This window comes from Gracilibacillus alcaliphilus (genome assembly GCF_016909015.1).
Taxonomy (GTDB): Bacteria; Bacillota; Bacilli; order Bacillales; family Amphibacillaceae; genus Gracilibacillus; species Gracilibacillus alcaliphilus.
In genome coordinates, this window is the sequence record NZ_JAFBFA010000058.1 from 1 (window position 1) to 15,795 (window position 15,795).

Genomic DNA, 15,795 nt, shown 5'->3' on the forward strand with positions numbered 1-15,795 from the left:
ATGTGTTAGTTGCGGAAGCAACCTACACGATTACGCAAGCGGATGTAGATGCCGGTCAAGTAGCGAATCATGCAACGGTAACTGGTCATGATCCGAATGAGGAGCCTGTAACCGATGAGGATGAAGCATTGGTACCACATACCCCAAATCCAGCAATCAGCTTGGAGAAGACAAGTGATGTAGAAGAAGTTACAGAAGCCGGGCAAGTGGTTACTTATGCATTTGAGGTGACAAACACGGGTGATGTAACCTTGACAGATATTGTGGTAGATGATCCAAGAATTGATGGAGCCATTGAATTAGAAACAACAACCTTGGCACCAGGAGAAACAACTACAGGAACTGCGGAATACACAGTAACAGAAGCAGACCTGGATAATGAAGGTATCAACAATGTAGCTACAGTTAGCGGGTTATCACCGGAAGATGAACTAGTAGAAGATGAAGACAATGACTGGATACCAGTGAAACTGAGTAAACCAGAAGATCTTGATAATCCTGGCAAAACAGAAGATGTTGTTGGTCAACCAAGTACTGATCAACCAGGTGATACAGGAACTGGTTCAGGCTTACCAAACACAGCAACAAACACATTCAATCTATTGTGGATTGGTCTTGCCGTCCTTATTTTAGGCGGGACAGCTATGATTGTTGCTAAGCGAAGAAAAGAATCATAAGCAAGTACAGAAGGAGCTTTCACTATTAAGGTGAGAGCTTCTTCTCTATGATTCTGGTTTGGTCACTACATAGGTTTTATAAGAGGATATGCTATAATAAGGAAAAGTGCAGTAAATTCCGTGAACATCCTCATATATATGGAAATCATCAGAATAGGGGAGAGAAGACGATGAAGTGCATCATACTAGCGGCTGGTTATGCCACACGCCTATATCCATTAACAAAAAATCAAGCCAAACCTTTATTAGAAGTTGCTGGCAAGCCCATATTGCACCATTTGATGGAACAGGTCGAAACTATTGAAGCGGTTGATCATGTCTATATCGTGACCAATCAGAAATTCACTCCACATTTTCAAGAATGGACAGAACATTACTTATCACAGAAACCGATCACGGTTGTGAATGATCAGACCATCTCTAATGAAGATCGTCTAGGGGCGATTGCCGATATTCAATATGTCTTGGATGCCCAGAAGATTACTGATGATATTTTGGTATTAGCTGGTGACAATCTGTTTACCTTTGCATTAACGGATTTTGTGCAATTTTATCAACAAGTTGAGACAGATTGTATTACCTTACAAACATTAGATGACATGGAAGAACTGAAGGAGACGGGTGTGGTAGAAATAGATGAAGCGGGTGTAGTGATTGGATTTGAGGAAAAACCTTCTCAGCCCCGATCTAATCTGGCAGCTCCACCATTCTATATTTACCGCAGTACAACGGTTCCCTTAATTAAACAATATTTACGCACAGGCAACAATCCGGATGCACCAGGATATTTTATCCCTTGGCTGATCCAGCATCGAGAAGTACGAGCTTTTCGCTTTGATGGTGTCTGTTATGATATTGGCACATTAGAGAGCTATCAGAAGGTGCAGGAGTTGTTTTAATCAAGAAAGCTGTCAAGATAAGGATTGGAGGCTTCAGTCACTGATAGTCTCCACCTCTTTAAATTAATAAATGAATTTCATGACAACCGCTTGACATGTGTAAACGGTTGCTTTATGATAGTTTTGTATTTTATACGTTATTTATAAATATTGTGTCAACCGGTTGACAGCTAATAGGAGGTGAAAGGTCGCTTTTTTAATCAATTAATGAAAGGAGAGGAATTATGATCAATGAGAAAAAGATAACCAAGCGTTTGATTTGGATTACGTTGTTTATGCTAGTTATCACGGTTATGATTTATACAGAACTAAAAGCTGCAGAAAATAAGGGGGACGAAATGAGTAAAGCTAATACTAATTTACAGAACTGGAATCCGGAAGAGGAAAGCCAGCTAGAGGGTACAGTGAATGTCAGTGGATTTGCTCATAATCTTGGCGAGGTCATTAGGACAGAAGGAGAGTGGCAGCCAGATATTCAAGGAATGAAGGCTATTGGAGCAGGATATCAATTGTATGAGAAACAGACAAATAATTTTGTCTGGGAAGGGGATATCTCCTTTGATGAGGAAGCAGGTGCTGCTGGATTTGCTTTCCGGACGAATCAAGAGGCAACGGCTGGTTACCAAGTAGTATTAAGTAAACAGGATGATCAGGTTGAGGTGCAGTTGCAATTATTGGATGGTACGCTGTTGGCAAGTTCGGATCAGTCCTATTCTTCCATCAGTGGTGCGAAGCATCATCTAGAACTGGTTGTGAAGGGACAGCAAGTTACTGTCTATCTTGATGGTTATCGTGAGCCGGCCATTGAGCATACCGATGAGCAGTATCAAGAAGGACAAACTGGCTTTGTCAATTTGTCAGGCACCTCTTATTTTGAAGATGTATATGTAGTACCAACCAATCAATATTATAAAGAAAATTATCGTCCTAATTACCACTATACACCAGCAAGAGGTTCAGCGAGTGATCCAAATGGGCTTGTTTATTTTGAAGGGGAATATCATCTCTTTCATCAAGATGGCGGTACTTGGTCACATGCCGTTAGTGAAGATTTGCTACATTGGAAGCACTTGCCGACTGCTTTACCATGGAATGATCATGGTCATGTCTGGTCAGGTTCGGCCGTAGCTGATGAGAGTAATGCATCGGGGCTTTTTTCTGAAACAGGTGGAAAAGGATTAGTGGCTTATTATACTTCTTTCAATCCTGATCGTGAGAATGGCAATCAGCGAATAGGTCTTGCTTACAGCCATGACAAGGGGCGTACATGGGAATATTCTGAAGAGCGCCCAATTGTGATTGAGAACCCTGGCAAAACAGAAGATGAACCAGGCAGTTGGGATTTCCGTGATCCCAAGGTGGTTCGTGATGAAGAGAACGATCAATGGATTATGGTAGTGTCAGGTGGCGATCATATTCGCTTTTTTACCTCAGATAATTTGATTGATTGGGAACATACCGACAGCTTTGGCTATGGTGACTATGTACGAGGCGGAGTGTGGGAATGTCCAGATTTATTTGAATTGCCAGTGGAAGGAACCGACGAGACAAAATGGGTGTTAATGATTAGCACAGGAGCCAACCCTAATACAGAAGGATCGGATGCCGAATACTTTATTGGTGAATTAACGGCAGAAGGAACGTTTATCAACGATAATGAACCAGGTGATGTATTAAAGACTGACTTCGGTAAGGAATTTTATGCCTCGATGTCATTTGCCAATATGCCGGATAATCGTCGGATTACAATCGCATGGATGACGAACTGGGATTATCCGTTTGATTTCCCGACAGAAGGATGGAAAGGACAACTAACTATCCCAAGGGAATTAAGATTAATTGATACAGGACAAGGAATCAGGCTTGCGCAAGCACCAATTGAAGAACTGTCATCCATTAGTGAGACTATGTTTGAAACAAGTAACAAACAAATAAATGAAGGTAATACAGCCAATCTGTTGAAGAAAATCGAAGGCGAATCTTACCAAATTGAAGCTGAAATCGAGATTCCATCTGATAGTAAGGTATCGGAATTTGGTTTTCAAGTTCGTCAAGGTGGCGATGAAAAAAGTGTGATCGGCTACCGCCCGGCTGATCAGCAAATATTTGTTGATCGTTCAGAATCTGGGAGAACAGACTTTTCAAATCAATTTACGACCAGACATGAAGCAGATTTAGAGCCAGACGACCAGCAGATAACATTGAATATTTTGGTGGACAATGGCTCGGTGGAGGTATTTGCTAATGATGGACAAGTGGTTTTCTCTAATGTGATTTTTCCTGCAGCAACAAGCAGAGGGATGAGTTTCTATACGAAAGATGGTCCGGTGAAGATTACCTCACTGAAGGTTAATCAGTTAACAGACATTTGGGATCGTTCTAACGAAGAGGGAACCGGCATTGTAATCGATACAAGCAAAAGAGAATTGAATATCGGGAAGACGCTCTCGCTTCAAGCCGCAGTAAAAAATGGTAAGGGAAATGGTGTTCAGCCATTAAAATGGTCTTCCTCTGATGAGGATGTCGTTCGAATTACTTCCTCAGATCATCAACAGGCTGAACTAGAAGCAGTTGGTGAGGGAGAAGCAACGATTACGGTTGCAACACCAAATAAAAAGGTAGCAGAGACAGTAGAAGTGCAGGTATATAATGGCCAATTTAACACTAATTTGACAGGCTGGCACGCCAATCCATCTACAGTAAAATGGCTGACAACAGAAGCTGGAATTCGTGGTACGCATACAAGTGACGCCAATTATATGGCGGAAGAGACAGCTGGCAATTTTGTGTATGAAGCCGACATGACACTGAGTCCAGAGGGTGGAGCAGGTGCTATTGTCTTTCGGGCTAGTGAAGATGGCAGCAGCGGATATTATTTTAATTTAGATCCTAATATGAAGGCCTTCCGGTTGTTCTATAAGGTAAATGGTCATTTGGAAGATCGGATGATTATAGGCAATGTTCCAACATCTATTCAGCCAGGCAAAACGTATTCGATCAAAATTGAAGCAGATGGGCCTCATATTCGTGTGGATGTTGACGGTGAGAATATCATGGATCTCCAAGATGGGACTTTTGCTCAAGGACATTTTGGTTTAAATGTATTTGGCGGACAGGCGACTTATCAACATGTAGAAATAAGTCAAATATCGGATGCAGACTTAGCACAAACCTCCTTCACCAATGTGGAGACAGGCCAATCGTTATATACCGCTAACTTAAACAATGGAGAGCCGGTTGTATTAGCAGAAGAATCAACGACATGGTCCCTCTTGCCAACAGGTGATGAGGCCGGTTCATATTCGATTAGAACAGAAAATGGCAAGGCGTTTGATCTTGATACTAATCAGCAAAAAATCCAATTATATGATTACCTTGGGTTTGCCAATCAGCGCTGGCTGATCGAACAAACAGAGCCTGATTCCGTTACTATCCGTTCTCTGCATAATGAGCAAGTATTAACGGTAACTGATGATGGGACACTGACACTGGCAGAATTCCAAGAGGGACTGGCCGGTCAGCAGTGGCAAGTATCATCTGATATATTCTCATCTCTTAAGTAAATAAAGCAGGAAAAAAGGGGAGATTTTATCGCTTCCCTTTTCCCTGCTGGCCAGTAATAAAGTGAGATGCAGTATTTGAAGAAAGCTCTTTCCAAGTAGTGATATAATTTAGGAAATGGTATGAGCAGTTATAGCGGTTGTTCCAAACCGATGCTGCCCCTTTTGCTGAACATGCAGTTAATGAGACTTGATACGGAGGAATGCAGATGTTTTTGTCTTTACGAAATAAATTATTTCTTGTTTTTTCTTGTTTATTAACCATTCCTTTTTTAATCTTGTCTCTTATTATGCCTAATTTATTTACTAACTATATTAGGGAGCAAACACAAGAGTTAACGATCGGGATGATGGATCAATTCTCACTCTATATAGATTCAGTCACCATGCAGGCTGCTGATGTAGGGCAGCAGGTATTGGTTAATTCGATTACACAAGATTGGCTGCGGGTGGAAAATAACAATCATGACAATGAGACATTGACCACAGCTCGACTAGTTGTCAGAAATGAACTAAACGCTATGTTGGGTTCCATGATGGTCAACAATTCAAATAATATCTCTGTTTCCATCTTCACCCATGATGGAGAAGGAATTTGGGGAAACTACCCAAACTTAGACAATACGGAATGGTATCAGGAGTTTATCCAGCAAGATAAGACGTTTACCCATTCTCATATTGATACCAATCAGCAATCAGCACTCATGCGAGATATGCCGATCAACAGTCATTTGATCCCGTTGGTGGATCTGAACACCTTGCAAGATAGCGGGGTGATTAAGGTTAATTTTTCTACGGAAATGATCGAAGAATCGCTGGCCAAGATAAAAATAGGGGAACATGGCCATGCCTTTATTGTAGATCATCAAGGAGCCAATGTATTAACAGGGGAAATTCATACCCCGCAAGCTATCATTGATCAGTCCTTGCAACAGATAGCGAATCAGCCAAGGAAGCAGGGGTTGCTCGAAATAGAAAATGAACAGGAAAATTACCTGTTGTTCTATCAGCAGTTGTCCGTGGGGGATTGGATTTTAATGAGTGAAGTAACCGAGGATGATTTGTTTGCACGCTCGAATCAATTACAGACAAGTCTGTTATTATTAAGTATTGGCCTGTTTGTGACGACGATTATCGCTTCGTTCTTATTCTCCTCTTCTATTACCGATCCTTTAAGGGGATTGATGAAGGCGATGAACTACTTGGAAAAGGGTGATTTCGAAAACGCAAAGAACGTCATGCCGACGATTCGATCAGAAAATAATGAAATTCGTTATCTGTTACAGGTATTTGATCACACGATGGATCGCTTGAAACAGCTGATTGACAGTGAATACAAAACCAATATCCGCCGGCGTAATGCCGAATACAAAGCCTTATTGCTGCAAATCAATCCTCATTTTTTGAATAATACCCTTGAAATTATTGGGGGACTAGCGGCACAAGGGAAAAATAGAGAGGTCATGAACGTAAGTGTTTACTTAGGAAAGATGCTCCGTTATGCCTTAAATACCAAATCAGACTTGGTGACATTAGCAGATGAGATCCAATATATCCGCAATTACGCTAAAATTTTGGAGCTGCGCTATGAAGGAGATCTCCAAATCACTATTGTGGAAGACCAGCAGGCGAAGCAATTTCCAATTATTAAGTTTATTATTCAGCCATTGGTGGAGAATGCGGTAAAATATAGCTTGATGTCTAAGAACCATGCCAATGTCACGGTAACGACCAGCTATCGAGATCATCAGTTAATATTGCAAATTGCCGATGATGGTGTCGGGATACCAGATGAAGTGATTCAGAGTTTATCGATATCGACTCAAGCTAACACCTTAGAAAGCAGTGGTAACAGCATTGGGCTGAAAAATGTGTTGGATCGTCTGCATTTATATTATGGCGAACGTTTTAGCTATCAGATCGATACAGTGTTACAGCAAGGAACAACCATCACATTGGAAATAACAGAGGAAAGGGGGAACGAAGCATGAGAAATGTCTTACTCGTAGATGACGAAGTGCAAATACGCAGAGGATTACAATGGAAAGTAGATTGGGAAGAACTGGGGTTTCGGATTGCAGCAGAGGCAGCTAATGGAGAAGAGGCTTTAGCTCGTCTTGAGGAACAGAAGGTAGATCTTGTGTTGACAGATGTGCGAATGCCGGTGATGGACGGAATTGAGCTGGCGCGAAACTGTCAAGAAAGGCATCCTCATATTAAGGTTATTATTTTATCTGGTTATTCTGACTTTGAATATGTAAAAAACTCGATGAAAAAAGGAGTGAGGGACTATTTACTGAAGCCGGTAGATCCGGATGAATTAACAGAAGTATTACAGCAAATGAGAATAGAAATTGACCAAGACCGTACCAAACAATTGGAGCTGGATCGAGTCAAACGATTAGTAAGGACACAGCTGCAAGAAGTACAGGAACAGTACTTGTTATCACTAGTGAAGGAAGAATGGTTTCAGTATAGCTTGGTGCAGGAACGGCTGCAGCAGTTGAAGCTTGATCTGTTATTGAAGGATCAGTTAAACGCTCAATTTATAACAGTCGAAGTAAGAGACTTTAGCGGTCAGGCTAACCGGGTCAACGAATTAAGAATGGCCTTTCAAATGCTGTGCAAAGAATTGGCTGAATTACGTTCAGGAATATTTGCCTTTTATGATCCTAGTTATACCAATATGATGCACTTTTTGACTTTATTAGAAGAGGGGGTTGCTAACCAGCCCGTCCAATTTGTAAAATCGATTCAGCATCAAATCAAAACCTTATTAAAATTAGAGCCGGTGATCGGAATCGGTAATCCAGTAAATGGCTTGCCTGAATTTAAGACAGGCTATATCTCCAGCTTACTCTCGTGGAGTCAAAGTCAGCTAGGTCAACACTCTCAGGTAATTGATGAACATGTACGAAGAGAAGGATTGGTTGATTTTTCACCAGAATTAGAGAAGCATATTATTAATGCTATTGAACAGATGGATATGCCTAGGTTTGATAAGGAATTGGAGATTCTTTTAGGAGAAGAGACGAATCAATCGGTACAATCGTTTTCGATTGTAGCCAATCGGATTCTGTTTTGTCTAGGCTCGATTGCTAAGAAATACGATGTGGAGACCAGTGATACCCAACAAGTAGTCTGGCAGTGCCAGCAAGGCATTTGGGAGCTGAATGCTCAACATAAAGTAAGAACCCAACTTACCAAACTTGCAGCGTTAATCGTTGAGCAGATTCGTAGTACAAGAACAACAGATGGCAAACAGATCGTTGACGGTGTCCGCCGCTATATTGATCAATACTATGGCAATGATATTTCATTAACAACCCTATCAGAGCTTTTTCATATTAATAGTGCGTATTTATCAGAAATTTTCAAGCTGCAAATCGGCAAAAATTTTAGTGAATATTTAACAGAGGTACGGGTAAAGGAGGCAAAGAAATTTCTGGAAGACCCCCATTTGAAAATTATTGATGTGGCGAATTTAGTCGGTTTTTCAAGTTCTGCTTATTTTAGTACAGTCTTTAAGAAACATGTAGGTGACACGCCAGCTAATTATCGAAAATCAGTCGGAATGGAATAAAGGTGATGAATGATGAAACGAATTATTTATACCAGTTTATTTGTGCTGTTAGTTAGTGTGATCATCGGTTATCTGGTTATATTGGTACGCCCGTTGTCCTTACAAGAAGAAGACCTTGAACAAATGGATGAGGAGGAGGAGGTTGTTCAGTTAACATTTTGGCGGAATTATGGAAATGCAGCAGAAAATAAGGCCTATAACGAGATTTTGGAAGACTTTCATCAAGCTCATCCCAATATTCATGTCACGATGCAGAATGTCGAATATGTCAATTATGAAGTGAAACTGCGCACCGAATTAGTAACTGGAATAGGACCAGATATTATGGCGATTGATAGTCCGTATCTAGCTTTATATGCAGACGCAGGCATCTTAATGCCATTAAATGATTTCTTGACAGAGGCAGACGGAATAGAGGATGATTTTTCTTCGGCCATTATGGAAGGACTGACTTATAAGGATCAATTGTATTTAATGCCATTAATTGAGTCAAGTCTTGCCTTATATTACAATATGAATTTATTGGAGGACGCAGGTCTCCCTTTTCCAGAGGGTGATCCCGATCAGCCGCTGACATGGGATGAAGTGGTCGAGTTACTAAAGGCAGGCCAACGTCCGGAAGAAGAGATTTATGGTATAGATCCTGCTCAAGGTTTTGGCAGTGGTGAGGCACCTGCTTATTTTAAGCTTCCGATTATCTGGCAGTTTGGCGGCGAGGTAGTCAGCCCAGACGTAACAACAGCGAGCGGATACTTGGATTCGGAGGAGACGATCGAGGCGTTACAATTTTATCAAGATTTATATCATAAGGATAAAGTAGCTGTTAGAGAGCTGCCCGCTTCAGCTTTTGAAAATAATCAATTGATGATGACAATATTGGGGACATGGGCGATAACAGATTTGGAGGAACAAGGATTAAAGTTAGGGGAAGACTTTGGTATTGCCCCACTTCCAAAGGCTGACTATCAAGTTGTTCCTAATGGCAGCTGGGCACTCGGTATGCTGTCCTCCACTAGTCATCCGGAAGAGGCTTGGGAGTTTATCCGTTATGTCACCAGTTATGGAGCTATGAAAAAATACAGCTCGATCACAGGTGAAGTCCCTGCACGGTATTCTGTAGCGGAGGATCTGCCTAAGTTTAATACGTATCCATATAATATTTTCGCAGAACAGGCCTATTCCTATTCCAAAAATCGCCCGGTTACGCCTGCTTATCCAGATATAAGCATAGCGATTAAGCAATTGTTTGAAGATATTGGTTTAGCGAATCAAGATGTGGAGACGGCTGTAGAGGAAGCGGTAGAAACGATTAATCAGCGACTAAGTGAGGTCGATTAATTTTTTGCTTGGATGCCAAAGATTTTATAATCCAGATTCCAAAAATATTGCAATCGATAGCTATTCTTTTTTGTTACAGTGGGGATAGAGAAGGAGTGAGCCGATATGATAGAAAAAAGATGGTATATGCGGATAGGAAATCTAGGCTTTAACTTACTATATTTGAATGTATTATGGATAGTATTTACTTTGTTAGGGTTAGTTATCTTTGGTCTCTTCCCGGCAACTGCAGCTTTATTCGCTGTGGTGAGGAAAATGATTTTGGAAGATGAAGATACGGCAATATTTCCTGAATTTGTTAGCCAATTTAAGGCATCGTTCAAGACCGCGAATTTACTCGGATATATTGTTTCTTTGATCGGTTTATTCTTGTTAATCGATTTTCGCATCGTTCAGAATATCAGTCATGAAGGTGTACAAGTGTTATTATTTAATCTTATTCTGCTTATCGGTGTATTGTATTTAGTCGCTCTGTTATATGTTTTTCCGGTATATGTTCACTTTGATCTGACATGGAAAGAATATCTCCAGTATGCTTGTATTTTGACGATTGCCCGTCCCTTGCAAACGATGATGTTAGTAGCCTTTATTGCGGCAGTAGTCTTTCTATATATTTTAATCCCAGCCATCGTGCTCGTACTAGGCGCCAGTTTGATGAGTTTTGTAGTGATGAAGATCGCCTCACTATCATTTCCAAAGAAGCAAATACTACAGGAATCGGCATAATCAGATAAACCTGCGAAGAGCAAGAGAAATACGGCTCCGCAGGTTTTTTTATGGGGAAAAATGATAAAAGCATGTGCAAGGCAGTGGTTAAGAACAAGGCTGTCATGGACAGAAGCAGAGGAAAAGTCATTCCCCAGTCCACGCCTCAATAGGCTTCCACGTCTATTTTTGTATGCTTAAGCCTTGCCAAAGATTCAGCGTTTTTCATATTTATTGTAATCTTAAAACGGGCTCCATAATCTAACCATCCACAAAAAATCACTTATAATATACTTCTTAATTCTAACAAATCGTTAATAATAAAATCTGCTTGTGATAATTCATCTGGTTTGGCAAAATCAAAGTTGCATCCAACAGCTGTTAGACCATTATCTTTTGCTGCTTTTATATCTGATAACCGATCTCCAACCACCACAGCTTCTTCAATTTCATATTTAGTTAAAATAGTTTTCACTAAATCAGATTTATGGAATGATGTAATTTGTTCAATACTAAATGTCTCTGTAACCCAATTGTTTAGATGATAATAACGAACAATAGCACGTAAATATTGGGGTACACCATTACTAGCAATAAATATAGATAATCCACTATTTTTTAAATGCGCAAAAGTATCTTCTACATGCGGATACAATGCCCCTTTTCCGTTATTAATATTTTTAACTAATCTCTCTTGAAAATAATCATTTATTTGTTCTCTTAATTCAACAGGTTGATTTGGTACTAAAGTTTCCCATACTTCAGGCAAAGGTGCGCCCATCATCTCGCGGAATGTATCGATTGGGATAGCACCTTCCCATTTCCCTAAAGAAGCTAAATGGTTAAAAGCATCCTCCAATGACACTTCCAAAATTTTATCTGTTTGAAATAAGGTTCCGTCCATATCAAAAATGACTGCTTGCACTATACTTCCCCCTTCCTTATTGATAAATCCTGTTGATGTAACGATACCATAATTGCAACAAAAAAGAGTAACGACATTTTAATAATTTTCCTCATCTATTATTTCTATCCACATCCAAGTCCAAAGACCCCGATCCAATGCCGCAAATCTAATTCTCTTAGAAATCTTTGAAAACCCCCCCCAATAATCCAAAAAATTTATAATCCATCTGCCTAAGATATTGAAATAAAACGCATACAATCTTTGATATATTTAGGTTATGAAAAGCACAGCCCAAGTGAAGCACTTGGATAAAGGAGGGGTTTGGATGGCGACACCAAAGTCAGATACCATCACGAGTGGCATGCCACAAGCCGAAAAAAAGAAAAATAGCCCGCTAGCATATATCCGAAAAAATTATATTCTCTATTTATTTTTATTACCAGCTATTATTTTAGTATTTGTTTTCAATTATATTCCTATGTACGGGGTGACGATTGCGTTCAAAGATTTCAGTCCTTTGAAAGGGATTGCAGCGAGTGAATGGGTGGGGTTGGAACATTTTCGCAAATTTCTGGAATCGCCTAATTTTCAGCAAATATTTGTAAATACCATTAAGCTGAGTACATTTGAGCTATTGCTAGGATTCCCAGTCCCGATTATCTTGGCACTGATGCTGAATCAAGTCAGACGAGCAGGCATCAAAAAGAATATCCAATTAGTCATTTATGCACCGCACTTTATCTCAGTAGTAGTTATTGCGGGGATGATTTTTATTTTCTTATCACCAGCTGGTCCATTAAATGCCTTGCTTGGTCTTGTATTAGACCGACCGGTTTCATTTATGTCAGAGCCGGGATATTTCCGGACCATTTTTATTGCTTCTGGGATTTGGCAGGGAGCAGGATTTGCCTCGATTATCTATGTAGCGGCGCTTTCCAATGTTGATCCGCAATTACATGATGCGGCAACGATTGATGGTGCTTCCTTGCTGCAGCGAATCCGTCATATTGATTTACAAACGTTAAAGCCGACGATGACTGTCTTGTTTATCTTGGCAGTAGGTGGAATTATGACGATTGGGTTTGAAAAGGCCTACTTACTCCAAACTTCGATGAACTTGCCAGCTTCAGAGATAATTGATACCTATGTCTATAAGCGAGGCTTACAAGCAGCAGATTGGTCATTTGGTGCTGCCATTGGATTGTTTAATTCAGTGATTAGTTTGATTTTATTAGTCACCGTTAACTTTATCGTGAAAAAAGTAAACGGAGAAACACTTTATTAGAGAGGAGGCAGTTCCATGAATAACAAATTAATCAATAATTCTAAGACCGATAGATTTATCCTGTTTCTTAACAAAATCGTATTGAGCTTGATCGTGTTAATTGTAACTGTCCCTCTTTTGTACGTGCTGTTAGGTTCCTTCCTGCAGCCGGATGTACTCTTAACTAGAGGAATTTCCTTTGACCCTAGTCATTGGACCATTGATGGTTATGTCCGTATCTTCCAAGATGGTACGATTATGCGAGGTTTTTTCAATTCCATTATTTATGCAACTGGATTTACGTTAGTAGCCATTGTGTTTACAATTATGGCCGGTTATTCGCTGTCAGTTGATGGTTTAGTCGGTAAAAAGGCGATTATGATCTATTTCATTTTTACGATGTTTTTTAACGGTGGGATGGTTCCTACTTATTTATTAGTAAGAGAATTGGGCATGCTCAATACACCATGGGCGATTATCCTGCCCGGGGCAATCACCGTTTGGAATATTATCTTAGCCAGAACGTATTTCAAAGGCTTGCCAGTAGCACTCAAAGAAGCTGCAATGATCGATGGTGCATCCGATACAAGAATATTTTTAAGTATTATTCTGCCTTTATCGAAACCGATTATATTCGTATTAGCATTATACTCTTTTATCGGTCAATGGAATGCCTATTTCAATGCGATGATTTACTTAGAAGATCGCAGTCTCTATCCATTGCAGTTAATTTTGCGTGATATTTTGATTCAAAATGAAGTCCAACCCGGTATGATTGGCGATCAAATGGCAAGGGCAGAGTTGCAGCGCTTGGCAGAAATGATCAAATACTCAGCAATTGTGATAGCTAGTTTACCATTGATGATTATGTATCCTTTCTTCCAGAAGTACTTTGAAAAGGGAGTCATGGTCGGATCATTAAAATAATATAAAAAAAGTGAGGGGTTCAACGTATGAAAGGGTTATATCGTTATTTAGCAGTTGGAATGTTGCTTAGTTTGCTAATTATTGCTGGTTGCAGTAACAGCGATCAAGCAGCATCAGAAGATTATGAATTAAGTGATATTACCTTCCCATTAGAGGAAGAAGATATCAGTCTTAAGTTTATTACCGAAAGCTCGCCAATGGCACCTGAAGATCCGAATGATAAGTTAATTTTGCAACGCCTAGAAGAAGAGACAGGGGTTCATATTGAATGGAAGAACTTTACCGGTGAATCATTTGCTGAACAGCGCAACTTGGCAGTAGCTAGCGGTGATCTGCCGGATGCGATTATGAATACGGGATATAGCGATTATGAATTACTAAATCTGGCTAATGATGAAGCAATTATTCCAGTAGAGGATTTAATCGATCAGTACATGCCTAACTTACAGGCTGTATTGGAAGAAGCGCCAGAGTACCGCGCTATGATGACGGCGCCAGATGGTCATATTTATGCTTTCCCATGGATAGAGGAATTAGGCTCTGGCAAAGAGAGTATTCACTCATTAGATGCTACAGGTTGGATTAATGTGAAGTGGCTGGATGAATTAGGTTTAGACATGCCTTCGACAACAGAAGAATTAAAAGAAGCATTAATTGCATTTAAAGAACATGATATGGCTGGAGACGGTCAAACGATTCCATTGTCATTTATGATCAGCCATGGCGGAGAAGATGTATCTTTCTTATTTTCACCATTTGGTGAAGGCGAGAACTGGGATCATACAGTAGTGACCAATGATGGCGAGGTTCTATTCACCTCTGCACAAGAAGGGTATAAGGATGCTATCAACTATTTAAATGAACTATATGAATTAGACTTAATTGATGTGGAAGCCTTTGAACAAGAATGGAATACGTATTTAGCCAAAGGGAAAGAAGGACGCTATGGTCTATACTTCACATGGGATAAAGCAAATATCTCAGGAATGGAAGACTATGAATTACTTCCTCCTTTAGAAGGACCAGATGGACGTAAGCATGTGGCACGATCCAACGGAATGGGCTTTGACCGTGCCCGAATGGTAATTACATCGGCCAATGAGAATTTAGAGCTAACGGCCAAGTGGATAGATCAGCTGTATGATCCACATCAATCCGTGCAAAATAACTGGGGAACCTATGGTGATGAAGAGAAGCAGAACATCTTTGAATATGATGAAAGTGAAGCGATGTTAAAACACCTGCCATTAGAAGGTACGGCACCAGTAGAATTGCGTGAAGAGACATCGATTGGCGGACCATTAGCGATTTTAGACAGTTATTATGATAATGTAACAACTATGCCGGATGATGCTGCTTGGAGATTAGACCAACTGCACGAAACATTAGTGCCTTACATGAATAATGATAATATTTATCCAAGAGTATTTATGTCCTTAGAAGAGCTAGATCAACTTACTGATATTGAAACAGATCTGTTCGACTATGTAGAGCGTAAGAAGGCAGAGTGGATTACCAATGGTAAAGCAGATGAAGAATGGGAGGAGTACCTTGCAGAATTAGATCGTTTAGGTTATCAAGAATGGTTGGAAATCAAGCAAGGTGCCTTTGATAGAAATGCAGAAGCAGAGGCAGACGCTGCAGAGTAAGTAGATATAACAGATCAAAGACCTTATGGAGAATCATACTCTATAAGGTCTTTTCTTTGAATAGAAAAATATAATGTACCAGAAGAATTTTCACTGAAATCAGTTTGTTATTATTTGAAAGCGCTTTACAAAGTGGGGCAGATGTGCTAAAATTCAAATTAATTAATCATAGTCTATGACTAAATGGGATTTAATAGACTCTCGGAATTTCAAGAGTGAAAATGACCCAATTTCCATAAAATCACTGGAAATAAAGCTTAATCCAGGCAAACAACGGTCATTTTCA

At 40.0% G+C, this 15,795-nt stretch carries 11 protein-coding genes; 10 read left to right on the forward strand and 1 reads right to left on the reverse strand.

Annotation, left to right across the window (positions count from 1 at the left end; all coding sequences use genetic code 11):
• The 7 genes from JOD18_RS23360 to JOD18_RS23390 all read left to right on the forward strand — a co-directional run.
• A partial coding sequence (locus JOD18_RS23360; protein WP_204671807.1) for an LPXTG cell wall anchor domain-containing protein occupies positions 1–677 on the forward strand: 677 nt, incomplete at its 5' end.
• 170 nt (positions 678–847) lie between these two features.
• Entirely contained in the window at positions 848–1,576 is a 729-nt protein-coding gene (locus tag JOD18_RS23365; protein WP_204671809.1) for a nucleotidyltransferase family protein, read from the forward strand.
• Between the two features lie 224 nt (positions 1,577–1,800).
• Positions 1,801–5,139 carry a GH32 C-terminal domain-containing protein gene (locus JOD18_RS23370; RefSeq protein ID WP_204671811.1) on the forward strand — a complete coding sequence of 1,113 codons (3,339 nt, stop codon included), beginning with the start codon at positions 1,801–1,803 and terminating at the stop codon, positions 5,137–5,139.
• A gap of 206 nt (positions 5,140–5,345) precedes the next feature.
• On the forward strand, positions 5,346–7,127 hold the full coding sequence (locus tag JOD18_RS23375) for a cache domain-containing sensor histidine kinase (RefSeq protein WP_204671813.1): 1,782 nt from the start codon (positions 5,346–5,348) through the stop codon (positions 7,125–7,127).
• Complete coding sequence (locus tag JOD18_RS23380; RefSeq protein ID WP_204671814.1) at positions 7,124–8,719, forward strand: response regulator transcription factor; 1,596 nt, start codon at positions 7,124–7,126, stop codon at positions 8,717–8,719. Before JOD18_RS23375 ends, JOD18_RS23380 begins: the two co-directional genes overlap by 4 nt.
• Positions 8,720–8,731: 12 nt before the next feature.
• Positions 8,732–10,057, forward strand: coding sequence for an ABC transporter substrate-binding protein (locus JOD18_RS23385; protein ID WP_204671816.1), 1,326 nt, complete (start codon positions 8,732–8,734; stop codon positions 10,055–10,057).
• A 105-nt stretch (positions 10,058–10,162) separates the two neighbouring features.
• Positions 10,163–10,783 carry a YesL family protein gene (locus JOD18_RS23390; RefSeq protein ID WP_204671818.1) on the forward strand — a complete coding sequence of 207 codons (621 nt, stop codon included), beginning with the start codon at positions 10,163–10,165 and terminating at the stop codon, positions 10,781–10,783.
• 262 nt (positions 10,784–11,045) lie between these two features.
• Here the strand turns inward: JOD18_RS23390 and JOD18_RS23395 are convergent, their stop codons facing one another.
• Positions 11,046–11,690, reverse strand: coding sequence for an HAD hydrolase-like protein (locus tag JOD18_RS23395; RefSeq protein WP_204671826.1), 645 nt, complete (start codon positions 11,688–11,690; stop codon positions 11,046–11,048).
• Positions 11,691–12,030: 340 nt separating this feature from the next.
• On the opposite strand from JOD18_RS23395, the gene JOD18_RS23400 reads away from it, so the two are divergent.
• From JOD18_RS23400 to JOD18_RS23410, 3 genes are read left to right on the forward strand one after another with little or no spacing between them, the layout of a single operon-like run.
• Positions 12,031–12,954: an ABC transporter permease gene (locus tag JOD18_RS23400; RefSeq protein ID WP_239588330.1), complete on the forward strand. Its 924-nt coding sequence runs from the start codon at positions 12,031–12,033 to the stop codon at positions 12,952–12,954.
• A gap of 15 nt (positions 12,955–12,969) precedes the next feature.
• Positions 12,970–13,860 (forward strand): carbohydrate ABC transporter permease, encoded by an 891-nt coding sequence (locus tag JOD18_RS23405; RefSeq protein ID WP_204671822.1) that lies wholly within the window; start codon positions 12,970–12,972, stop codon positions 13,858–13,860.
• Between the two features lie 26 nt (positions 13,861–13,886).
• The gene (locus JOD18_RS23410; protein ID WP_204671824.1) at positions 13,887–15,509 is read left to right on the forward strand and encodes an extracellular solute-binding protein; all 1,623 of its coding nucleotides are present in this window, start codon (positions 13,887–13,889) and stop codon (positions 15,507–15,509) included.
• The last annotated feature ends 286 nt before the right edge of the window (positions 15,510–15,795 follow it).

Excerpts from the sequence above, each read along its gene's own strand:
- JOD18_RS23365 (WP_204671809.1), top strand. The coding sequence starts at position 848 with ATGAAGTGCATCATACTAGCGGCTGGTTATGCCACACGCCTATATCCA.
- JOD18_RS23370 (WP_204671811.1), top strand. The coding sequence starts at position 1,801 with ATGATCAATGAGAAAAAGATAACCAAGCGTTTGATTTGGATTACGTTG.
- JOD18_RS23405 (WP_204671822.1), top strand. The coding sequence starts at position 12,970 with ATGAATAACAAATTAATCAATAATTCTAAGACCGATAGATTTATCCTG.
- JOD18_RS23385 (WP_204671816.1), top strand. The coding sequence starts at position 8,732 with ATGAAACGAATTATTTATACCAGTTTATTTGTGCTGTTAGTTAGTGTG.
- JOD18_RS23380 (WP_204671814.1), top strand. The coding sequence starts at position 7,124 with ATGAGAAATGTCTTACTCGTAGATGACGAAGTGCAAATACGCAGAGGA.
- JOD18_RS23400 (WP_239588330.1), top strand. The coding sequence starts at position 12,031 with ATGCCACAAGCCGAAAAAAAGAAAAATAGCCCGCTAGCATATATCCGA.
- JOD18_RS23410 (WP_204671824.1), top strand. The coding sequence starts at position 13,887 with ATGAAAGGGTTATATCGTTATTTAGCAGTTGGAATGTTGCTTAGTTTG.
- JOD18_RS23375 (WP_204671813.1), top strand. The coding sequence starts at position 5,346 with ATGTTTTTGTCTTTACGAAATAAATTATTTCTTGTTTTTTCTTGTTTA.
- JOD18_RS23390 (WP_204671818.1), top strand. The coding sequence starts at position 10,163 with ATGATAGAAAAAAGATGGTATATGCGGATAGGAAATCTAGGCTTTAAC.